The 20,191-nt window shown below is 68.8% G+C and carries 21 protein-coding genes; 19 read left to right on the forward strand and 2 right to left on the reverse strand.

Annotation, left to right across the window (positions count from 1 at the left end; all coding sequences use genetic code 11):
- Positions 1-23: 23 nt before the first annotated feature.
- Positions 24-1,103 carry a signal peptide peptidase SppA gene (gene sppA, locus AC5W54_RS03065; protein WP_495960592.1) on the forward strand — a complete coding sequence of 360 codons (1,080 nt, stop codon included), beginning with the start codon at positions 24-26 and terminating at the stop codon, positions 1,101-1,103.
- A gap of 144 nt (positions 1,104-1,247) precedes the next feature.
- Here the strand turns inward: sppA and AC5W54_RS03070 are convergent, their stop codons facing one another.
- Positions 1,248-1,829 (reverse strand): Maf family protein, encoded by a 582-nt coding sequence (locus AC5W54_RS03070; protein ID WP_495960593.1) that lies wholly within the window; start codon positions 1,827-1,829, stop codon positions 1,248-1,250.
- Between the two features lie 101 nt (positions 1,830-1,930).
- Here AC5W54_RS03070 and AC5W54_RS03075 point away from each other — a divergent pair, with 101 nt between their 5' ends.
- The 18 genes from AC5W54_RS03075 (at position 1,931) to AC5W54_RS03160 (ending at position 18,157) form a co-directional block, all read left to right on the forward strand.
- The gene (locus tag AC5W54_RS03075; protein ID WP_495960594.1) at positions 1,931-2,458 is read left to right on the forward strand and encodes a YceD family protein; all 528 of its coding nucleotides are present in this window, start codon (positions 1,931-1,933) and stop codon (positions 2,456-2,458) included.
- A gap of 32 nt (positions 2,459-2,490) precedes the next feature.
- A complete protein-coding gene (gene rpmF / locus AC5W54_RS03080) occupies positions 2,491-2,661 on the forward strand; it encodes a 50S ribosomal protein L32 (RefSeq protein ID WP_495960595.1) in 171 nt (56 codons plus the stop codon).
- Positions 2,662-2,699: 38 nt separating this feature from the next.
- Positions 2,700-3,824 (forward strand): phosphate acyltransferase PlsX, encoded by a 1,125-nt coding sequence (gene plsX / locus AC5W54_RS03085; RefSeq protein WP_495960596.1) that lies wholly within the window; start codon positions 2,700-2,702, stop codon positions 3,822-3,824.
- 5 nt (positions 3,825-3,829) lie between these two features.
- A complete protein-coding gene (gene fabD / locus AC5W54_RS03090; protein ID WP_495960597.1) occupies positions 3,830-4,801 on the forward strand; it encodes an ACP S-malonyltransferase in 972 nt (323 codons plus the stop codon).
- A gap of 34 nt (positions 4,802-4,835) precedes the next feature.
- Positions 4,836-5,579: a 3-oxoacyl-ACP reductase FabG gene (fabG, locus tag AC5W54_RS03095; RefSeq protein ID WP_495960598.1), complete on the forward strand. Its 744-nt coding sequence runs from the start codon at positions 4,836-4,838 to the stop codon at positions 5,577-5,579.
- A 126-nt stretch (positions 5,580-5,705) separates the two neighbouring features.
- On the forward strand, positions 5,706-5,939 hold the full coding sequence (gene acpP / locus AC5W54_RS03100; RefSeq protein WP_008956801.1) for an acyl carrier protein: 234 nt from the start codon (positions 5,706-5,708) through the stop codon (positions 5,937-5,939).
- A gap of 232 nt (positions 5,940-6,171) precedes the next feature.
- Positions 6,172-7,410: a beta-ketoacyl-ACP synthase II gene (fabF, locus tag AC5W54_RS03105; protein ID WP_495960599.1), complete on the forward strand. Its 1,239-nt coding sequence runs from the start codon at positions 6,172-6,174 to the stop codon at positions 7,408-7,410.
- Positions 7,410-8,225, forward strand: a complete 816-nt coding sequence (gene pabC / locus AC5W54_RS03110; RefSeq protein WP_495960600.1) for an aminodeoxychorismate lyase — start codon at positions 7,410-7,412, stop codon at positions 8,223-8,225. Before fabF ends, pabC begins: the two co-directional genes overlap by 1 nt.
- A 42-nt stretch (positions 8,226-8,267) precedes the next feature.
- The gene (gene mltG / locus AC5W54_RS03115) at positions 8,268-9,272 is read left to right on the forward strand and encodes an endolytic transglycosylase MltG (protein ID WP_495960601.1); all 1,005 of its coding nucleotides are present in this window, start codon (positions 8,268-8,270) and stop codon (positions 9,270-9,272) included.
- Between the two features lie 19 nt (positions 9,273-9,291).
- Positions 9,292-9,945: a dTMP kinase gene (tmk, locus tag AC5W54_RS03120; RefSeq protein ID WP_495960602.1), complete on the forward strand. Its 654-nt coding sequence runs from the start codon at positions 9,292-9,294 to the stop codon at positions 9,943-9,945.
- Positions 9,936-10,937 (forward strand): DNA polymerase III subunit delta', encoded by a 1,002-nt coding sequence (locus AC5W54_RS03125; protein WP_495960603.1) that lies wholly within the window; start codon positions 9,936-9,938, stop codon positions 10,935-10,937. The genes tmk and AC5W54_RS03125 overlap by 10 nt, the downstream gene beginning before the upstream one ends.
- A 34-nt stretch (positions 10,938-10,971) precedes the next feature.
- Positions 10,972-11,307 carry a PilZ domain-containing protein gene (locus tag AC5W54_RS03130; RefSeq protein WP_102629181.1) on the forward strand — a complete coding sequence of 112 codons (336 nt, stop codon included), beginning with the start codon at positions 10,972-10,974 and terminating at the stop codon, positions 11,305-11,307.
- A 102-nt stretch (positions 11,308-11,409) separates the two neighbouring features.
- On the forward strand, positions 11,410-12,267 hold the full coding sequence (locus AC5W54_RS03135) for a TatD family hydrolase (RefSeq protein WP_495960604.1): 858 nt from the start codon (positions 11,410-11,412) through the stop codon (positions 12,265-12,267).
- A 33-nt stretch (positions 12,268-12,300) separates the two neighbouring features.
- Positions 12,301-12,879, forward strand: coding sequence for a DUF1285 domain-containing protein (locus AC5W54_RS03140; protein WP_495960605.1), 579 nt, complete (start codon positions 12,301-12,303; stop codon positions 12,877-12,879).
- On the forward strand, positions 12,870-15,131 hold the full coding sequence (locus AC5W54_RS03145; protein WP_495960606.1) for an ATP-dependent helicase: 2,262 nt from the start codon (positions 12,870-12,872) through the stop codon (positions 15,129-15,131). Before AC5W54_RS03140 ends, AC5W54_RS03145 begins: the two co-directional genes overlap by 10 nt.
- A complete protein-coding gene (locus AC5W54_RS03150) occupies positions 15,128-15,955 on the forward strand; it encodes a sulfurtransferase (RefSeq protein ID WP_495960607.1) in 828 nt (275 codons plus the stop codon). The genes AC5W54_RS03145 and AC5W54_RS03150 overlap by 4 nt, the downstream gene beginning before the upstream one ends.
- Positions 15,956-16,065: 110 nt before the next feature.
- Positions 16,066-17,043 carry a Gfo/Idh/MocA family oxidoreductase gene (locus tag AC5W54_RS03155; protein WP_495960608.1) on the forward strand — a complete coding sequence of 326 codons (978 nt, stop codon included), beginning with the start codon at positions 16,066-16,068 and terminating at the stop codon, positions 17,041-17,043.
- Between the two features lie 16 nt (positions 17,044-17,059).
- Positions 17,060-18,157 carry a DegT/DnrJ/EryC1/StrS family aminotransferase gene (locus AC5W54_RS03160; RefSeq protein ID WP_495960609.1) on the forward strand — a complete coding sequence of 366 codons (1,098 nt, stop codon included), beginning with the start codon at positions 17,060-17,062 and terminating at the stop codon, positions 18,155-18,157.
- 98 nt (positions 18,158-18,255) lie between these two features.
- Here AC5W54_RS03160 and AC5W54_RS03165 read toward each other — a convergent pair whose 3' ends face one another.
- Complete coding sequence (locus tag AC5W54_RS03165) at positions 18,256-19,920, reverse strand: electron transfer flavoprotein-ubiquinone oxidoreductase (protein ID WP_495960610.1); 1,665 nt, start codon at positions 19,918-19,920, stop codon at positions 18,256-18,258.
- Positions 19,921-20,191 lie beyond the last annotated feature (271 nt).

Below are 20,191 nucleotides of genomic sequence, written 5' to 3' on the forward strand. Positions count from 1 at the left end.
AGCACTTCAAGGACAGGGTGATCATGAGCGACGACAAGCGAGAAGACCGTTGGACCGAGGGGCCGCAGCTGGGGCCCGAGGAAGCCCGTGAGGTGCGCCAGTCGCGGGAGGCGTCAGCGACTCCGCCGGCCGAGGACGCCGAGACGCTGCGCGAGCGCCAGCGCCTGGTGCAGATGGAGATGATGGACCGCTGGATCGGCGGGGTGCTGGTGGAGCAGCGCCGCACGCGACGCTGGAAGCTGTTCTTCCGTTTCTTCTTCGCGCTGCTGATCCTGGCGTCGTTGTCCGCCACCCTCTACGGGATCTTCGGTGCCCCGAGCCCCGGGGCGCCGGCGGGACCGCATCTCGGCGTGGTCAAGGTCGAGGGGGCGATCGACAGCGAGGCGCCGGCCAGTGCCGAGCGCATCATCGAGGGGCTCAATCGCGCCTGGGACGCCGAGGGTGCCGCCATCGTGGTGCTGCATATCGATAGCCCGGGGGGCAGCCCGGTGCAGTCCCGGCGCGTCTACGAGGAGGTGATGCGCCTGCGCGGCGAGGGCGACAAGCCGATCGTCGCGGTGATCGAGGACATCGGTGCCAGCGGCGCCTATTACATCGCCGCGGCGGCGGACGAGGTGATCGCCGCGCCCGCCAGCCTGGTCGGCTCGATCGGCGTGATCTCCGCCAGCTTCGGCTTCGAGGAGGCCATCGAGCGGCTGGGCGTCGAGCGCCGGGTCTACGCCGCCGGTGACAACAAGGCCTTCCTCGATCCCTTCTCGTCGGTGGCACCGGAGCAGCGTGCCTTCTGGCAGTCGGTGCTGGAGACCACCCACCAGCAGTTCATCGACGACGTGCGCCAGGGGCGCGGCGACCGCCTGGCCGATGACGAGCGGCTCTTCAGCGGCCTGGTGTGGAGCGGCGAACAGGCCCTCGAGCTGGGGTTGGTCGATACCCTCGGCAGCCTCGACGGCCTGGCCCGGGAGCGACTGCCCGAGCCCCGCGTGCGCGACTACACGCCGCGCCTCGACCCCTTCGAGCGGCTCTCGCGGCAGTTCGGCCGGGTCGCCATGGAGTGGCTGGGCGTGCCCACCGGCCAGTCGCCGCTGCGTTACCAGCTGCCTTGAAGCGCCGAGCGCCTGGAGTCGCGGCTTTCCCGGCGACAGGCCTGCGCGGAGGCGCTGTGAACCCTTCCCTGGGCGCTACCTTTTCCATCCCTGGAAAAGGACCTCCGCTTCGGCCTGTCCCCGGCGCCGCTCACTTGGTTGGCACTACCTCAGCGGATCCAGTCCCGCCTCGCGCAGCAGGGCGCAGAGGCGGATCAGCGGCAGGCCGATCAGGGTGTTGGGGTCGTCCCCCTCGAGCTTCTCGAACAGCGCGATGCCCAGCCCCTCCATGCGGAAACTGCCGGCGCTGTCCAGCGGTTGCTCGCGCTCCACGTAGCGGGCGATCTCGCCCTCGCTCAGGTCACGGAACACCACCTCGTAGCGCTCGTGGCAGACCCGGTGCCGGCCGCGGGCGGTGTCGACAAGCGCCAGGCCGGTGACAAAGCGCACCCGGCGACCGGAGAAGCGGGCCAGGTTGGCGCGGGCCGTCGCTTCGTCGCCCGGTTTGCCGAGGATCTCGCCCTCGAAGACTGCCACCTGGTCGGCGCCGACGATCAGATGGTCCGGCCAGTCGTCGGCCAGGCGATTGGCCTTGGCCAGCGCCAGGCGATGCACCAGTGTCTCGGGGCTCTCGCCCGGTCGTGGGGTCTCGTCGATATCGGGGCTGGCCCAGGCGTAGGGGATCTCCAGGCGGTCGAGAAGCCCGCGGCGCCAGCGGGAACCAGAGGCGAGGACGAGGCGTGACATGAGTGTGCTCCCGGGTAGTGGATGATTGGCAGTGGACCATTGTAATGCCTGGTGAAGGTAGCTTTGACAGGGGCAGGGCGAGTGCCTATCATTGCGCGCCTATGTTGACCACGCGACTCCCCAATCGGGTCGAGCCCTACAAGCTCGCCGCCCGCGCCGAACATCTCGAAGGGCTGATGGCCCTCGACGGCTTCGTGCGCCTCACCGAAGAGGTCGGGGCCCAGGCCGGCGACTGCCGGGTATGGCTCGACTTCGGCATCGACGCCCAGGGGCGCCGGGTGATCCGCGGTCGCCTCGAGGCCGAGTTGCAGCTGCCGTGCCGGCGCTGCCTCGCGCCCCTGACGCAGCACGTCGGGAGCGAGTTCCTGCTGGGCATGGTCACAAGCGACGCTCTGGCGGCCGATCTGCCGAGCACCTTTGAGCCGGTGCTGGTGGAAAACGAACAGCTGAACCTGCTGACGGTGGTCGAGGATGAACTGATCCTCAGCCTGCCTCAGGTGGTTTACCACGATGAGGCCGACTGTGAGGTCTCTCGCGACCAGCTGACCAGCGGGGCGGATGCCGAGGCGGCACGCGAGCCCGCTGCGAGCCCGTTCGAGGTGCTCAAGCGCCTCAAGGGCAAACACTGATTCATCATCGATTCACTCTGGAGTGACTTCCCATGGCAGTTCAACAGAACCGCAAGACCCGTTCCAAGCGCGGCATGCGTCGCAGCCACGACGCCCTCAGCGCTCCGGCCCTGGCCCAGGACAAGGAGACCGGCACCACCCACCTGCGCCACCACGTGTCGCCGGACGGCTTCTACCGGGGTCGCAAGGTCGTCGACGCCTGAGGCGACGACGGCTCCCTCGGTGACAGCTGGCCGCTGACGTGCGGATCGCCATCGACGCGATGGGCGGTGACCTTGGTCCCCGCGCCACCGTGCAGGGGGCGGCCGGTGCGGCCATCCAGGACCCTTGCCTCGAGATCCGGCTGTTCGGCCCTCGCCAGCAGCTGCAAGACGAGATCTCTCGCCTGCCGCGGCAGCTCGCCGCGGCTGGTTCGCGTCTGGACGTCACGGATGCCGGCGCCGTCATCGGCCAGGCCCAGCGGCCTTCCGCTGCCCTGCGCCATGGTGGCGATACCAGCATGGCCAGGATGCTCGACTGCGTCGCCAGCGGCGAGGCCGTGGCCGGCGTCAGTGCCGGCAATACGGGGGCGCTGATGGCCCTGGCCCGGCGTGCCCTGGGGACGGTGGCGGGGATCCCGCGGCCGGCCATCAGTACCGCCATCCCCACCCGCGACGAAGGGCGCTGCTACCTGCTCGACCTGGGGGCCAACGTCGAGGTTTCCGCCGAACGCCTGGTGGATTTCGCCCTGATGGGGGAGGTGATGGCGCGTCATGTGGATGGCGTGATCGCACCTCGGGTGGCGCTGCTCAACGTCGGCGTCGAGGGCACCAAGGGCACCGCCAGCGTGCGTGAGGCCGACGCCCGCCTACGCCGACTGCCGGGCATCGCCTACGCCGGTTTCGTGGAAGGTGACGACGTGTTCAGCGGTGTCGCCGACGTGGTGGTCTGCGACGGCTTCGTCGGCAATGCGGTGCTCAAGGCGAGCGAGGGGTTGGCGCGGATGCTGGTGGAACGGGTGCAACTCGCCTTCGACGCTCACTGGAGCAGTCGCCTGGTGGGCGCCCTGGCCCGACCGACGCTCCGGCGCCTGAAAAACGAACTGGATCCGGTGCGCTACAATGGCGCCAGCCTGCTCGGCCTGGCCGGCATCGTGATCAAGAGCCACGGGAGTGCCGATGCCACCGGTTTCCACTATGCGGTGGCTCGTGCGGTGCAGGAGGTGAGCCGGGATCTGCCCGCACGGCTGGCGGCCGAGCTTGGCCAGCGGCGGTCCGTTGTCGAGTCGGTCGGTGGTACCGGTCGAGCCGATAGCGGATCCATGATCCTCGCGCCGCACGAGCCAGGCTCGCGCGGCGACGATAAAAGCCAACAAGAGCAAAGGTGATAGACATGACTCAACCCCTTGCCCTCGTGTTCCCCGGGCAGGGTTCCCAGCAGGTCGGCATGCTGCGGGAGCTGGCGGAACGCTACAGCGTGGTGCGCACCACCTTCGAGGAGGCCGCGGACGCCCTGGGTTACGATCTCTGGCAGGTGGTTCAGGAGGGGCCGGAGGAGGCCCTCAACGCCACGGCCTGCACCCAGCCGGCGCTGCTGACCGCCAGCGTCGCGATCTGGCGGGTCTGGCAGGAACTCGAAGGCCCGCGTCCCGGTGCCATGGCCGGCCATAGCCTGGGCGAGTACAGTGCCATGGTCTGTGCCGGCGCCTTGCCCTTCGCTCAGGGCGTGCGCCTGGTGAGGCTGCGTGGCGAGGCGATGCAGCAGGCGGTGCCGGTAGGCGAGGGCGCCATGGCGGCGATCCTCGGCCTCGACGACGCCGTCGTGGAGCAGGCCTGTGCCGATGCCGCCCAGGATGATGTGGTCTCGGCGGTCAACTACAATGCCCCGGGGCAGGTGGTGATCGCCGGTTCGAAGGCGGCCGTGGAACGTGCCATCGCGGCGTGCCAGGAGGCCGGTGCCAAGCGCGCCATGCCGCTGCCGGTCTCGGTCCCCTCCCATTGCGCCCTGATGCGTCCGGCCGCCGAGCGGCTGGCCGCGGCCATGGACGAGATCGAGCTGCGCTCGCCACGCTACACGGTGATCCAGAACGTCGATGCCCAGGCCCATGCCGACGTGGAGACCCTGCGCACGCGGTTGCTCGAGCAGCTCTACCAGCCGGTGCGCTGGACCGCCTGCGTCGAGGCCATGGTCGAGCGAGGTGCGGAGGTGTTCATCGAGTGTGGGCCGGGCAAGGTGCTGACCGGGCTCAACAAGCGAATCGCTCGGGGTAGCAAGGGGCTGGCGGTCAACGATCCGGACAGCCTGGAGGCTGCCCTGGAGTTGGCCCGAGGCGTGGCCGGCCCGTCGCCGTCAGCCAACGGCTGACGGCCTCACAATTCAGGATGAAGGCGGAATCACCATGACAAGCGAGCGTAGAGTTGCCCTGGTCACCGGCGCGAGCCGTGGTATCGGCCGGGCCATCGCCCACGAGTTGGGTCGCCAGGGTCGCATCGTGATCGGTACTGCGACCAGCGAGGCCGGAGCCGAGCGCATCGATGCCGATCTCAAGGGGCAGGGGATCGAGGGTGCCGGTCGCAAGCTGGATGTCACCGATCAGGCCAGCGTCGATGCACTGGTCAAGGCGATCGGCGATGAGTTCGGGGCACCGACCATCCTGGTCAACAATGCCGGCATCACCCGTGACAATCTGCTGATGCGCATGAAGGAGGACGAGTGGGATTCGGTGATCGACACCAACCTCAAGTCGGTCTATCGCGTCAGCAAAGCATGCCTGCGTGGCATGACCAGGGCGCGCTTCGGTCGCATCGTCTGCATCAGCTCGGTGGTGGCCACCATGGGTAACCTCGGGCAGACCAACTATGCTGCGGCCAAGGCCGGCATGGAGGGGTTCACCCGGGCGCTGGCCCGTGAGGTGGCGTCCCGTGCCATCACCGTCAACGCGGTGGCGCCGGGCTTCATCGCCACCGACATGACCGAGGCGTTACCGGAGGAACAGCACAAGTTGCTGCTCGGCCAGATTCCCCTGGCACGCCTCGGGCAGCCCGAAGAGATCGCGGCGGCGGTGGGCTTTCTCACCGGCGAGACCGCGGGCTATATCACCGGTGAGACCCTGCACGTGAATGGCGGCATGAACATGCGTTGACGGCCGCGTGGTTCGGCGGTTGCGCCGGCCCGAGGGCGTCTATAAACTACCCCGCAGCTTTTGGCTTGCGGTTTTGAAACGGCTGGTTATCAGAACGGCTAACGTGAACGACTGGAGTACGTCATAATGAGCACCATTGAAGAGCGCGTGAAGAAGGTTGTGGCCGAGCGCCTGAACGTCAAGGAAGAAGACATCCAGAACTCCTCTTCCTTCACCGAGGATCTGGGAGCCGATTCCCTGGATACCGTCGAGCTGGTCATGGCGCTTGAAGAGGAGTTCGACACCGAAATTCCCGACGAGGAAGCCGAGAAGATCACCACCGTTCAGGAAGCCATCGACTACGTCAACGCCCACCAGTAAGCCGGTGGCGGTCGATACCGCTTGTTGATGCGCCGGAGGCATGGCCTCCCACGAAAGCCGCTCTGACCTCAGGGCGGCTTTTGCATATCCGTACCCCTCCACTCCGACCTCGTGTCATGGCAGCACTTGTCATGGCAGCACAGGGCGGAGAGACTCGGGTATAATGCGCGCAATGGCGACCCCCCCTCCGGTCATCGGGGGTCGCGTCACCAAGGATTCTGGAGGAAAGCTGATGGCTCGTAGAAGGGTTGTGGTGACCGGGCTAGGCCTGGTCACGCCGGTGGGGAATACCGTGGAAGAGAGCTGGTCGAACATCGTGGCCGGCAAGAGCGGGATCGCCCCCATCGAGCACTTCGATGTCAGCGGCTTCAATACCCGCTTCGGCGGTTCGGTGAAGGGGTTCGATATCAGCCCCTATCTCAATCCCAAGGACGCCCGCAAGATGGACCTGTTCATCCAGTACGGCGTGGCGGCCGGCACCCAGGCGATTGCGGATGCCGGGATCGAGTGTACCGAGGAGAATGCCGGTCGCATCGGAGTGGCGATCGGCTCCGGTATCGGTGGGCTGCCGATGATCGAGCACAATCACAATGCCCTGCTCAAGAGCGGAGCGCGGCGGATCTCGCCGTTCTTCGTGCCCGGCTCGATCATCAACATGATCTCGGGCAACCTGGCGATCCAGCACGGCTTCCGTGGCCCCAACATCGCCATCACCACCGCCTGCACCACCGGTACCCACAACATCGGCTACAGCGCGCGTACCATCGCCTACGGCGACGCCGACGTGATGATCTGCGGCGGTGCCGAGATGGCCACCACGCCGCTGGGCCTCGGTGGCTTCTCCGCCGCCCGGGCGCTCTCCACCCGCAACGACGACCCGGCGGCCGCCAGCCGCCCCTGGGACCGGGACCGCGATGGCTTCGTGCTCTCCGACGGGGCCGGTGTCATGGTGCTGGAGGCGTACGAACATGCCAGAGACCGGGGGGCGACCATCTATGCCGAGCTGGTCGGTTTCGGCATGAGCGACGACGCCTATCACATGACGTTGCCCCCCGAGGATGGCCGGGGTGCGGCCCTGTCCATGGGCAACGCCATCCGCGACGCCGGTCTCGACCCCGCGGTGATCGACTACATCAATGCTCACGGCACCTCGACGCCGGCCGGTGACCTGGCCGAGAGTCGGGCGGTGAGGCAGGTGATGGGTGAAGCCGCCGGCTCCGTGGCGGTCAGCTCGACCAAGTCGATGATCGGCCACCTGCTCGGCGCGGCCGGCGCGGTGGAAGCGGTGTTCAGCGTGCTGGCGATCCGCGACCAGGTAGTGCCGCCGACCATCAACCTGGATAACCCCCAGGATGGCTGCGATCTGGACTACGTACCGCACACCGCCCGCGAGAGGAAGGTCGAGGTGGCGCTGTCGAACTCCTTCGGTTTCGGTGGCACCAACGGTACCCTGGTCTTCTCGAAGGTGTGATGGGCGCGTCCGTGATCCCGGGTGGCTGGCCGCTGGATGATCGCGGGGCCGCCTATGGCGACGGGCTGTTCGAAACCGTGTTGCTGCGCGACGGCGCGCCTCGGTTGTGGGACGAGCACCTGGCGCGCCTCGCCCGCGGGTGCCGGGTGCTCGGCATTCCGGTGCCGGCGCGTGCCGAACTGGAGCGTCCGCTGGCCGAGGCCGGTCGGGGGCTGGCGGTGCTCAAGCTGATCCTGACCCGGGGCAGCGGGGGTCGGGGGTATCTGCCCCCGGCGAGGCCCGAGCCGCGGCTGCGCTGGCAGCTCGTGCCCTTCGTCCCGTTGCCCGGGCACTGGGAGAGCGGCGTGCGGGTACGCCACTGCCGGCTGCGCCTGGGCATCCAGCCGGCGCTCGCCGGTATCAAGCACCTCAATCGCCTGGAGAACGTCCTGGCCCGGGCCGAGTGGTCGGACCCCGAAACGGCGGAAGGGCTGCTCTGCGACGGCGAGGGGCGGCTGGTGGAGGCGACCTGCATGAACCTCTTCTGGCGGCGCGAGGGGCGGCTGGAGACACCGCGGCTCGACCGTTGCGGCGTGGCGGGTACCCTGCGCGAGGCCCTGATGGCGCGCCTGCCGATCCGCGAGGTCGAGGCCGGCCCCACGGTGCTGACCGGCGTCGAAGCGCTGTGGCTCGGCAATTCGGTGCAGGGCCTGTGGCCGGTGGCCCGGCTCGATGACGCCCGGGGTCGGGAGCTCGCCCGCTGGACGATCACCGCCGAGCATCGGGGGTTGCAGGCCGAGGCCCACGCCCTGCTGGGCTATCCGCTTCCCGCTTGAGCGCAAGGCGTGCACCGGGAGCCTGACTGAACGAGGAAGTGCATGTTGCGTGTGGTGAAGATCCTGCTGGTACTGGCCGTTCTGGCCGGGGTGGCCCTGTTCGCCGGCCATCGCTACTGGGAGTCCAGGCTCGCGGCGCCGATCGCCGTGGACGAGCCGACCCTCTACGAAGTGCCCCGCGGTGCCGGCTACAATCGCGTGGTGGCCGACCTGGCCGATCGCGGTATCATCGCCGACGACTGGGCCTTCCGCCTGCTCACCCGGCTCGAGCCCGAATCGATTCCCCGCCTGCGCGCCGGCGAGTACCTGCTCGAGCCGGGGATGAGCGGCCGCGAGATGATCGCCCTGCTCGGCAGCGACCGGGTGGTCACCTACCCGTTGACCTTTCCCGAGGGCTGGACCTTCCGCCAGATGCGCGAACTGCTCGATCAGGCGCCCAAGCTCGACAACCGCACCGCCGGGCTCTCCGACGAGGAGGTGATGGCACTGCTCGAGCGCGAGGGGCAGCATCCCGAAGGGTGGTTCTTTCCCGATACCTATCGCTACCACAAGGGCATGAGCGACCTGGATATCCTGCGCCAGGCGCTGACCCGCATGGAGACCATCCTCGAACAGGTGTGGGAAGAGCGCGACGACGACCTGACCATCGACTCGCCCTACGAGGCACTGATCATGGCCTCGCTGATCGAGCGCGAGACCGGCGCCCCCGAGGAGCGCCGCGAGATCGCCGGGGTGTTCAAGCGGCGCATGGAGCGCGGCATGCGCCTGCAGACCGACCCCACCGTGATCTACGGCATGGGGGAGCGCTTTGATGGCCGCATCACCCGTGCCGACCTGCAGGAGGCGACGCCCTACAACACCTACATGATCGACGGCATGCCGCCGACGCCCATCGCCATGCCCGGACGTGCCTCGCTGGAGGCCGCGGTCGACCCGCTGCCCGGCGAGACCCTCTATTTCGTCTCCCGTGGTGACGGCACCCATCACTTCTCGCGGACCCTGCGCGAGCACAACAATGCGGTGAACCGGTATATCCGCAATCGCTGATTCTGGAGCGGCATCTGACATGAACGAGCGCGGACGTTTCATCACCCTGGAAGGCGGCGAGGGGGTGGGCAAGTCCACCAACCTGGCCCTGGTGGCCGACTGGCTCGAGGCGCGCGGCCTCGAGGTGGTCCGCACCCGCGAGCCCGGCGGCACCCCCCGGGCCGAGGCGATCCGGGCGCTGCTGCTCGACCCCGACGGCGAGGAGCCGCTCGCTACCGACGCCGAGCTGCTGCTGGTGTTCGCCGCCCGGGCCCAGCACCTGGCCCGGGTGATTCGACCGGCGCTGGCGCGGGGTGCCTGGGTGGTCTGCGATCGTTTCACCGACGCCACCTTCGCCTACCAGGGCGGGGGGCGCGGCATCGAGCCCTCACGCATCGCCGCGCTGGAGGCCTTCGTCCAGGGTGGCCTCGAGCCCGACCTGACCCTGCTGCTCGACATGCCCATGGACGCCGCCCAGCGGCGTCTGGACGGTCGGCTCGGCCGGGAGGGCGGCGCTCGCGACCGCTTCGAGCGCGAACGGGCGAGTTTCTTCGAGGCGGTGCGTCGGGCCTACCTGGCGCGGGCGGCCTCGGCGCCCGAGCGTATAGTGCTGATCGATGCCGCCGTCGACCTGCCAGGGGTACAGGCGCAGCTGATCCACGAACTCGAGGCGCGGGTGGCGGCATGGCGGTGACGACACCCGAGGCCGTGGCACCGTTGCCCTGGTTGACCCCGCGCTTTCGCGCCCTGGTCGGGCTGGCCCGGGAGGAGCGGTTGCCCCATGCCCTGCTGCTCTCCGGCTCCCGGGGTGTCGGCAAGCAGTCGCTGGCCGAGGCGCTGATCGGTTGGGTGCTCTGTGCCGGCCCCGGCGACACCGCCTGCGGGAGGTGTCACGGTTGTCGCATGCTGGCCGCCGGCTACCATCCCGACCTGCTGCGGGTCGGGCCCGAGGAGGGCAAGCGGCAGATCCGCATCGGCCCGATCCGCGAGGTCAACGACTTCGTCGGTCAGACCGCCCAGCAGGGCGGGTATCGGGTGATCGTGATCTCTCCGGCGGAGGCCATGAACGTGGCCGCCACCAACGCCCTGCTCAAGAGCCTGGAGGAGCCGGGCGACCGCACCCTCTTCCTGCTGCTCTCCGATATCCCCTCGCGGATGCTGCCGACCATCCGCTCGCGCTGCCAGCACTGGGCCCTGGCCCCACCGGCCGAGGTCGACTGCATGCCCTGGCTGGCCGAACGACTGGGTGGCGAGGAGGAGGCTCGCTTCTGGTGGCGAGTGGCCGGTGGCTTGCCGCTGGAGGCCCTGGCTCAGGCCGAGCCGGACGCCCGCGCCCTGCGCCAGCAGCTCGTCGAGACCTTCGAGGCACTGGTGCGCGGCGCCGAGCCGGTGGCCGAGGCCTCACGGCTTGAGCGGCAGTCCACCGAGGCGATCCTGTGGTACGGTATCGCCTGGCTGGAGGATCTGATTCGCCTGGGGCTCTCCGGAGAGGGAAACGAGCTGCGTAACCCCGACCTGTTGCCGCTCTATCGCCAGGCGGTCAAGAATGGCCGGGTACAGGACTGGTTCCGCCTGCTCGACTACGCCCGGGAGCAGCGCCGCCTGCTCGCCGTGGGGGGCAATCCCAATCCGCAGTTGGTGCTGGAAGCCTGGCTGGTGCGCTGGTCCGCGCTGCTGCGTTCCTGATCATTCACGACGGATCATTTCACAAGGTGACCCCATGGCCGCTCAGAAAGCCCTCTCCCTGACCATCCAGGATGTGCCGACCCTGCTCTCCGCTTACATGCCGTCGCTGGAGCGAGGGGGCATCTTCGTGCCTACCCGCGAACGCTACGAGCTGGGCCAGGAGGTCTTCCTGCTGCTGATGCTGCCCGGCGAGAGCGAACGCGTCCCGGTCACCGGCCAGGTGGTCTGGGTCTCTCCGGAAGGGGTCGCCGGGCGCCGCGTGCCCGGCATCGGCATCCACTTCAGTGCCGAGGACCAGGCGGTCCGTGCCCGCATGGAGAGCCTGCTGGCCGGGCAACTGGACAAGGGTACGCCCACCTATACGCTCTGAGGGCTTCGGGCTTCGGGCTTCGGGCTTCGGGCTTCGGGCTTCGGGCTTCGGGCTTCGGGCTTCGGGCTTCGGGCTGAATTCACTCACCGGGTATGTCATTCCATGTTTGTCGATTCCCACTGTCATCTCGACCGCCTCGACCCCGCGACCCATGACGGCGACCTGGCGGCGACCCTCGCTGCCGCCCGCGCGCGGGGCGTGCGCCAGTTCCTGGCCATCGCCGTGACCCTGCAGGACGTGGCGAACCTCGCCGCCATCGCTCGCGACCACGACGACGTGGCGATCTCCGCCGGCATTCACCCGCTGCACCGCGTCGCCGAGGAGCCAGACATCGAGGCAATCAAGGAGACGGCCGAGCGTTATGGTGCCGTGGCCATCGGCGAGTGTGGGCTCGACTACCACTATCTCGACAGCGCGCGAGGCAAGGACGCGGAGGCGGTGCCTGCCCGGGAGGTGCAGCTCGAGCGCTTCCGGCGGCAATTGATCGCCGCCCGCGAGCTCGAACTGCCGGTGATCGTGCACACACGGGAGGCGCGCGAGGACACCCTGGCGCTGATCCGCGAGCACACCGACCCGGCGGTGGGCGGCGTGCTGCACTGCTTCACCGAGGATCTCGACATGGCCCGCGAGGCGGTACGCCACGGCTTCTACATCTCGCTCTCCGGCATCGTGACCTTCCGCAACGCCGAGGCGCTGCGCGAGGTGGCGCGGCGGGTGCCGCTGGATCGGCTGCTGATCGAGACCGACAGCCCCTATCTCGCCCCGGTGCCGTACCGCGGCAAGCCGAATGAACCGGCCTGGGTGGTGGAGGTCGCCGAGTGCATCGCCGCCGAGCGCGGCATCAGCATCGATGAGGTGGCCATGCAGACCACCGCCAACTTCTACCGGCTGTTCCGTGCCGCGGCGCCTCAGGCCCCGGAGGCGGTGCGCGAAGGCCTGGCCCGGGCGGGGCTGATCTAAGCTGTTGGTGGATACCCTGTGGAGAGCGTCGCCATGAACCTTGATCCGCTGCTGGCCCATATCGATCCGGAGGGCGAGATCCCGCCGGTGGCGTCCTGGTGCCCCGTCCAGGAGGGCGAGATGGACCTGGTGATCGCCGCCGACGGCCGCTGGATCCACGAGGGGCGTCCCATCGCCCGGCCGCGGCTGGTGCGGCTGCTCTCCACGATTCTCAGGCGCGAGGCCGATGGGGCCTACTACCTGGTGACCCCGGTGGAGAAGCAGCGTATTCGGGTCGAGGATCGCCCCTTCCTGGTCGTCGAGGCCGAACCCGATGCGAACGGACACTGGTGGCTCACCACCAATGTCGGCGATCGCCTGGTGCTGGACGCGTCCCATCGCTTGTGTCTGAGCGAGACGCCCCGCGGCGAGACGGTGCCCGAAGTGCCGGTGCGCTTCGGGCTCGCCGCGCGGCTGGGGCGCAACGTCTATTACCGCCTGGTGGAACTGGCCGAAAGCCGGTCGCTGGCGGAGGGAGGCGAGGAGCTGGGCCTGGTCAGCGGCGACGCCTGGCAACCCCTCGGGCGGTTGGAGGAAAACGAGCGTCTCGACGGCGGGCCGGCATGCAGTTGACCGCCGAACAGCGAGCCGTGGTCGAGCATGACCAGGGTCACGCCCGGGTCGCCGCCGTAGCCGGCTCCGGCAAGACCACCACCATGGTGGCCCGGGTGCTCCACCTGCTCGACCGGGGCGTGCCGCCGTCGCGGATCCTGGTGCTGATGTTCAACCGCTCGGCCCGCGAGGACTTCCAGGCCCGCCTCGCGGCCATGGCCCCGGCCGGTCAGCCGCTGCCCGACGTGCGTACCTTCCACTCGCTCGGGCACCGATTGACCGGGAGCCTGACCCGCTGGGGTGCGCTGGCGCCGCGGGAGCTGCTCACCGCCGACTGGCAGCTGGAGCGGCTGCTGCGCCAGGCGACCCTGGAGGCGCTGGCGGACGACCCCGAGGCCCGGGAGGCGGCGCTGGACGGCGAGCGCCTCGAGGCGCTGGCGCACTTCTGCTCGCTGGTGAAGGCCGAGATGATCAGCCCCGCCGAGCTCTTCGCACGGCTCGACTTCGGCGAGCAGACCGACCACTTTCCCGCGGCCTTCGCCCACGCCGAGCGACTCCTCGCCGCGCAGGGGTTGATGAGCTATTCGGACCTGCTCTATCGCCCGCTCGAGGCGCTGGAGGCCGACGCCGGCCTGCGCCGCCGGGTCCAGGGGTTCCTCGACCACGTGATCATCGACGAGTACCAGGACATCAACGTGGCCCAGCAGCGCCTGCTGGCGCTGCTCGCCGGCCGCGACGCCGCGGTGATGGCGGTGGGCGACGCCAACCAGTGCATCTACGAGTGGCGCGGCGCCCATCCCGATACCATGCTCGAGCGCTTCACCACCACCTTCGGCGAAGCCCGCGACTATCCACTCTCCACCACCTTTCGCCATGGCCATGCCCTGGCCCTGGCCGCCAACCACGCCATCGCCGCCAACCGTCGGCGACCCGACCAGCTCTGCCTGGCGGCGCCAGGCAATCCGGCGACGCGGCTCGAGGTGGGGCAGGGCGGTCGGGGGCTGCTCGAGGCGCTGGTGGCCTGGCAACAGGAGGGGCGACGGCTCGACGAGGGCTGCCTGATGGTGCGCAGCTGGGCGCTGTCGGTGCCGTTGCAGCTGGCGCTGCTCAAGGCCGGCGTGCCGTTCCGGCTCGCCCGGGAGGATCGCTTCGTCTTCCGCCTGCCGCTGGTACAGGCCCTGGCCGGCTACCTGATGCTGGCCAGGGCACCGGGCCTGTTGCAGGACCCGGGTCACCTGCAGTTGCTGCTGGCCCAGCCGACCCCCTTCGTGGCCCGGGAGCGGATCACGGCCCTGGCGAGTCGGCTGGCCGAGACCCAGCGCTGGCCGGAGCGCCACGACCCGCTGCTCGAGGGACTCAAGCCCCACCAGCGACGCACCCTCAAGCGGCGCTGGGCACTGCTTAGTGAGCTGCCGACGCTTTCCGGCTGGCCGCCGGCCCGGCTGCTCGAGCACGTGGTCGAGAGCGTCGAGGCCGAGAAGGTGCTCAAGCGGGCCGCCGCCCGGCGCGACAAGGGCGAGGAGGACGTGCGCCTGCTCGACGTACTGATCGAGCAGGCCGCCGAGCTGGGCAGCGACACCGAGGCGTTCGTCGAGCTGCTGCGACGGCCGGTGGCCAACCGTGACGATGGGGTCTTGATCACCACGGTGCATGGTGCCAAGGGGCTGGAGTGGCCGCTGGTGCTGCTAGGGGGCGCCAACGAGGGGGACTTTCCCCACTACAGTCGCGACAACCCGCTCTCGCCCCGGCGCCTCGAGGAGGAGCGGCGGCTCTTCTACGTGGCCATCACCCGCGCCCGGGAGCGGCTGCTGATCGTGCACGACGGTGGCGACCACCGCCCCAGCCGCTTCATCGCCGAGACCGCCTGGCAGGATTGCCGGCGGGTCTCGGAGCGGCTCGCCGCGGCCTCGGGCGGCGGGACAGCCGCGGCCTCGGGCGGCGGGACAGCAGCGGCCTCGGGCGACGAGTATGCCACGCCGCTCGCGGTGTCCGCTCCCGAGCTGGTCGCGCGTTACCTGTCGGCGCTCGGCCGGCCCCTGCCATTGGCCGCGGCGTCGCCCACGGTGGGCGGCATCGCCGAGCCACGACCCGGCGGTGTCGAGTTCCGCGTCGGTCGACGCCTGCGCCACGCCGTCTTCGGCGAGGGCGAGATCGCCGTGGTGGAGGGCGACCCGGACAATCCGGTGATCGAGGTGCGTTTTCGCCAGGCCGGCCGACGGCGTCTGATCGCGCGCCGGGCGCCCATCGAACTGCTCGAAGGAGTCCAGGCATGACGCAGGTACTGATCACGGCCACCGCGCTGGCCGATGCCCTCGACCGGGCCGAGCCCCCGCGGATTCTCGACTGCCGCGCCCGGCTGGGCGACCCGGCGGCGGGCCGGCGACTGTGGCGGGAGGGCCACCTGCCCGGTAGCCTGCACCTCGATCTCGACCGCGACCTGGCGGCACCGGCCGGGGAGGGCGGCCGGCACCCGCTGCCGTCCCCCGAGGCATTCACGGCGACGGTGCGGCGTCTCGGCATCGCGCCAGGGCAGCCGGTGGTGGTCTACGACGACATGGGGGGGCAGCTCGCCGCGGCCCGGGCCTGGTGGATGCTCGCCTGCTGGGCCGGTCATCCCGACGTGCGGGTGCTGGATGGCGGCCTCGAGGCCTGGCTGGCGGCGGGGTTCTCGTTGATCGACGACGGCGATGCGGAGGCGCTGCCGGCGCCCTCCGCGTGGCAACCGCGTTACGACGAGCGTGCACGCGTCTCGGCCGACCAGGTCTTCTCTGGCCGCGAGCTGAAGGTCGATGCACGCAGCCCCGAACGCTTTCGCGGCGAGGTCGAGCCCATCGACCCCGTGGCGGGGCATATTCCCGGCGCCCGGTGCCGGCCGAGCGCCGCCAACCTGACCCCGGGCGGCACCTTCAAGTCGCCGGAGGAACTCGACGCCGAGCTGCCGGTGGCGGGGTCGGTCATCGCCTACTGTGGCTCCGGCGTCACCGCCTGCCACAACGTCCTGGCCTATGCCGTGGCCGGGCGCCCCTTGCCGCGTCTCTATCCCGGTTCCTGGAGCGAGTGGATCCGTGACCCATCACGCCCGGTGGCCCGCGGCTAGCCGTTCACGTCCCGGGAGGACCCGGCAGGCGGCGGGCTGCGCCGTCGGGCACTAAGCTTGGGACAATGATGCGATGGATGCGAAATATGGAAAGCCGAGGAGAACGACGGATGAATTTTGCGCTGATCGGTGCGGCCGGCTACATCGCGCCTCGCCATATGCAGGCCATCAAGGAGACGGGCAATGGCCTGGTGGCGGCCTACGACATCAACGATTCGGTGGGCATCATCGATTCCATTTCGACCGACTGCGCCTTCTTCACCGAGTTCGAATATTTCATGGAACATGCCTGGCGACTCCGCCGGGAGGGGGAGAGGGCGATCGACTATTGGGTGGTCTGCTCCCCCAACCATCTGCACAGCGCCCACATCACGGCCGGCCTGCAGCTGGGCTGCGACGTCATCTGCGAGAAGCCGCTGGTGTCGACGCCGGCGCAGCTCGAGGAACTGCGCTCCGTCGAGAAAGAGACCGGGCGTCGTGTCTACAGCATCATGCAACTGCGTCACCATCCGGCCATCCACGAGTTGCGCGACAAGGTGCTGGCCGAACAGCGGGATGGCCAGTATGACGTCGAGCTGACCTACATCACCGCGCGCGGCCCCTGGTACCTGGCCAGCTGGAAGGGCGATCCGCGCAAGTCGTTCGGCGTCATGGCGGAGATCGGCATTCATTTCTTCGACATGCTGCACGTGATCTTCGGTGAACTGAAGGAGCAGGTGCTGCACTACCACGACGAGCACAAGGCGGCCGGCTATCTGGAATACGAGAAGGCCCGGGTACGCTGGTTCCTCTCCATCGACGCCGAGGATCTGCCGGAGCGGGTGCGCGGCCAGCACTCCACCTACCGCAGCATCATCTGCGACGACGAGGAGTTCGAGTTCTCCAGCGGTTTTACCGACCTGCATACCGTCAGCTATCGCGAGATTCTCGCCGGCCGGGGCTTTGGCATCGAGACCGTTCGCCACTGCCTCGAGACCGTCTATCAGCTTGGCCAGGCGACTCCGGGGGCGCCGCGCGAAGGTGAGGCGCATCCCCAGCTTGCCCGGCTGGTGCCGGCACGGCCCGTCGCCGTCGCCGGACGCGGCTGAGCGGAGGTCACATTCCATGAACTTTATCGATCTTGCCGCCCAGCAGGCGCGGATCCGGCCCCGGCTGGACGCCGCGATCCAGGCCGTGCTCCAGCACGGCCGCTATGTCATGGGGCCCGAGGTGGGTGAGCTGGAGCGTCGCCTGGCGGATTACGTGGGCGTCGCCCACTGCATCGGCTGCGCCAACGGTACCGATGCGCTCCAGATCGCGCTGATGGCGCTCGACATCGGCCCGGGCGACGAGGTGATCGTGCCCGGCTTCACCTTCATCGCCAGTGCCGAAAGCGTGGTCCTGGCCGGCGCCAGGCCAGTCTACGTGGATATCGACCCGCACACCTACCTGCTCGATCCCGAGCGGCTCGAGGCGGTGCTCACGCCCAGGACCCGTGCCATCATGCCGGTCTCCATCTTCGGCCAGTGTGCCGACATGGAGGCGATCGAGGTGCTGGCGCAGCGGCATGGACTGGTCGTGGTGGAGGATGCCGCCCAGAGCTTTGGCGCCACCCGCCATGGGCGGCGTTCCTGCGGGTTGTCACGGATTGCCTGTACCAGCTTCTTTCCCAGCAAGCCGCTCGGCGCCTATGGCGACGGCGGTGCCCTGTTCACCGACGACGGCACACTCGCCGATGCGGTGCGTCTCGTGGCGCGCCACGGTGAGGCGCGTCGCTACCATCACACCCGTATCGGCATGAACAGCCGGCTGGATACGCTGCAGGCCGCCATTCTCCTGGCCAAGCTGGAGATCTTCGATGAGGAGGTGGTGCTGCGCCAGGCGGTGGCGGAGCGCTACGACCAGCAGCTACGGCAGGCAGGCATTGCCGCCACGCCTCATGTCGCACCCGGCAATACCTGCGTCTACGCCCAGTACAGCATTCGCGTGCCGCGCCGCGAGGCGGTGCAGGCACGTCTGACCGAAGCCGGGGTGCCGACCGCCGTTCACTACCCGCTGCCGCTCAACCGTCAGCCGGCGCTGGTGACCCCCGACTGTCACCTGCCGGTCACCGAGGCGGTATGCGAAGAGATCCTCAGCCTGCCGATGCACCCCTATCTCGAGGCCGAGCAGCAGGAGCGGGTGGTGGAGGCCCTGCAGGAGGCACTACGCGCTGCGAGCTAAGGGCCTCGGGCTGTGAGCTAGACTTGCCCCCGAAGCCCGAAGCCCGAAGCCCGAAGCCCGAAGCCCGAAGCCCGAAGCCCGAAGCCCGAAGCCCTAGCTTACATATTGGGATAGTTCGGCCCGCCGCCGCCCTCCGGCGCTACCCAGGTGATGTTCTGGGCGGGATCCTTGATGTCGCAGGTCTTGCAGTGGATGCAGTTCTGGAAGTTGATCTGGAACTTCGGCTGGCCCGCCTCGTCCTCGACCACCTCGTAGACGCCCACCGGGCAGTAGCGCTGCGCCGGCTCGGCGTAGGTCGGCAGGTTGTCGCGGATCGGCAGCTCCGGGTCCGTGAGCCGCAGGTGGCACGGCTGATCCTCCTCGTGGTTGGTGTTCGACAGGAACACCGAGGAGGGCTTGTCGAAGGAGAGCTTGCCGTCGGGCTTGGGATACTCGATCTTCTCGCACTCGCTGGCGGGCTTCAGCGCCGCGTGGTCTGGCGTGGTGTCGTGGACGTTGGGTAGCCGCCCGCCGAGCAGCTGGTCGAGGAAGTTGTAGGCGCCGCCGCCAACGGTGCCGTACTTGTGGATCGCCGGCCCGAAGCTGGCACTCGCCTTGAGCTCGGCGTAGGCCCAGCTGGCCTCCCACTTCTCGGTAAAGCTGGTCACTTCCTGGCCGCCCTCGTCACCCGCGGAGATCGCCTCGAACACCGCCTCGGCGGCCACCAGGCCCGACTTCATGGCGGTGTGCAGGCCCTTGATCTTGGCGAAGTTGAGGGTGCCGGCGTCGCAGCCGATCAGCAGGCCACCGGGGAAGGTCATCTTCGGCAGGCAATTGAGGCCGCCCTTGGTGATGGCCCGGGCACCGTAGGCGACGCGCTTGCCGCCTTCCAGGTACTGCTTGAGCAGTGGGTGGTGCTTCATGCGCTGGAATTCGTCGAACGGCGACAGCCAGGGGTTCTGGTAGGCGAGGTCCATGATCAGCCCCACCACCACCTGCTGGTTCTCGGCGTGGTAGAGGAACCAGCCACCGTGGGTGGACTTGTCCAGCGGCCAGCCGGCGCCGTGCAGCACCAGCCCCGGCTCGTGCTTGTCGTCGGGGACGTCCCACAGCTCCTTGAGGCCGATGCCATAGTGCTGGGGATCGCGGCCCGCGTCGAGCTTGAAGCGCTCGATCAACCGCTTGCCCAGGTGGCCGCGGCAGCCCTCGGCGAACAGGGTGTACTTGGCACGCAGCTCCATGCCCGGCATATGGCTGTCCTTGGGCGTGCCGTCCGCCGCCACGCCCATATCGCCGATGAGGATGCCCTTGACCACGCCATCCTCGATGATCGTCTCCTGGGCGGCGAAGCCGGGGAAGATCTCCACGCCGAGCCCTTCGGCCTGCTCGGCCAGCCAGCGGCACAGGTTGCCGGCGCTGATCACGTAGCGGGTGATATCGCCACCGGTGTTATGCATCGACTTGGGCACCAGGGCGTTGGGCAGCTTCTGGGCCTTCTCGGCGTCCTTGAGCAGATAGAGCTCGTCGCGAATCGCCGGGGTGGTCAGGGGCGCGCCGCGCTCTTTCCAGTCGGGGAACAGCTCCTGCAGGGCGCGGGGTTCTAAGACCGCACCGGAGAGGATATGGGCGCCGACCTCGGAGCCCTTCTCTACCACGCAGACGGTCAGTTCCTGCCCGGCCTCACTGGCCTGCTGCATCAGGCGGCACGCCGCCGACAGGCCCGCAGGCCCGGCGCCGACGATGACCACGTCGAAATCCATGGAGTCGCGTTCTACTTGTTCCACCTGCACTCTACCTCCCTCGCCGTCGACGCAGGGTTTCACCAACGTCGAAAGGTTTTAAAACGGTCGTTTGCTTCTCGATATTCTCCATGATAGGCATAATAGACGACTCGGGTCACCCCTACGATGGGCAATGTGCGGGAAAGCCGCTCCTGGCCCGGCATGAAGGGGGATTGTTGCCATGGCCCCGGCTGTGGCACATTGATTGGGTTTTTTTGGTGCGGCGCCTATCAAACGATCGCATGAAACATATAAGAGCATGTCAACCGGTTCT

The sequence above is a fragment of the Halomonas sp. LMYGS-3 genome, assembly GCF_059509875.1.

Excerpts from the sequence above, each read along its gene's own strand:
- sppA (WP_495960592.1), top strand. The coding sequence starts at position 24 with ATGAGCGACGACAAGCGAGAAGACCGTTGGACCGAGGGGCCGCAGCTG.
- AC5W54_RS03070 (WP_495960593.1), bottom strand. The coding sequence starts at position 1,829 with ATGTCACGCCTCGTCCTCGCCTCTGGTTCCCGCTGGCGCCGCGGGCTT.
- AC5W54_RS03075 (WP_495960594.1), top strand. The coding sequence starts at position 1,931 with ATGTTGACCACGCGACTCCCCAATCGGGTCGAGCCCTACAAGCTCGCC.
- rpmF (WP_495960595.1), top strand. The coding sequence starts at position 2,491 with ATGGCAGTTCAACAGAACCGCAAGACCCGTTCCAAGCGCGGCATGCGT.
- fabD (WP_495960597.1), top strand. The coding sequence starts at position 3,830 with ATGACTCAACCCCTTGCCCTCGTGTTCCCCGGGCAGGGTTCCCAGCAG.
- fabG (WP_495960598.1), top strand. The coding sequence starts at position 4,836 with ATGACAAGCGAGCGTAGAGTTGCCCTGGTCACCGGCGCGAGCCGTGGT.
- acpP (WP_008956801.1), top strand. The coding sequence starts at position 5,706 with ATGAGCACCATTGAAGAGCGCGTGAAGAAGGTTGTGGCCGAGCGCCTG.
- fabF (WP_495960599.1), top strand. The coding sequence starts at position 6,172 with ATGGCTCGTAGAAGGGTTGTGGTGACCGGGCTAGGCCTGGTCACGCCG.
- pabC (WP_495960600.1), top strand. The coding sequence starts at position 7,410 with ATGGGCGCGTCCGTGATCCCGGGTGGCTGGCCGCTGGATGATCGCGGG.
- mltG (WP_495960601.1), top strand. The coding sequence starts at position 8,268 with ATGTTGCGTGTGGTGAAGATCCTGCTGGTACTGGCCGTTCTGGCCGGG.
- tmk (WP_495960602.1), top strand. The coding sequence starts at position 9,292 with ATGAACGAGCGCGGACGTTTCATCACCCTGGAAGGCGGCGAGGGGGTG.
- AC5W54_RS03125 (WP_495960603.1), top strand. The coding sequence starts at position 9,936 with ATGGCGGTGACGACACCCGAGGCCGTGGCACCGTTGCCCTGGTTGACC.
- AC5W54_RS03130 (WP_102629181.1), top strand. The coding sequence starts at position 10,972 with ATGGCCGCTCAGAAAGCCCTCTCCCTGACCATCCAGGATGTGCCGACC.
- AC5W54_RS03135 (WP_495960604.1), top strand. The coding sequence starts at position 11,410 with ATGTTTGTCGATTCCCACTGTCATCTCGACCGCCTCGACCCCGCGACC.
- AC5W54_RS03140 (WP_495960605.1), top strand. The coding sequence starts at position 12,301 with ATGAACCTTGATCCGCTGCTGGCCCATATCGATCCGGAGGGCGAGATC.
- AC5W54_RS03145 (WP_495960606.1), top strand. The coding sequence starts at position 12,870 with ATGCAGTTGACCGCCGAACAGCGAGCCGTGGTCGAGCATGACCAGGGT.
- AC5W54_RS03150 (WP_495960607.1), top strand. The coding sequence starts at position 15,128 with ATGACGCAGGTACTGATCACGGCCACCGCGCTGGCCGATGCCCTCGAC.
- AC5W54_RS03155 (WP_495960608.1), top strand. The coding sequence starts at position 16,066 with ATGAATTTTGCGCTGATCGGTGCGGCCGGCTACATCGCGCCTCGCCAT.
- AC5W54_RS03160 (WP_495960609.1), top strand. The coding sequence starts at position 17,060 with ATGAACTTTATCGATCTTGCCGCCCAGCAGGCGCGGATCCGGCCCCGG.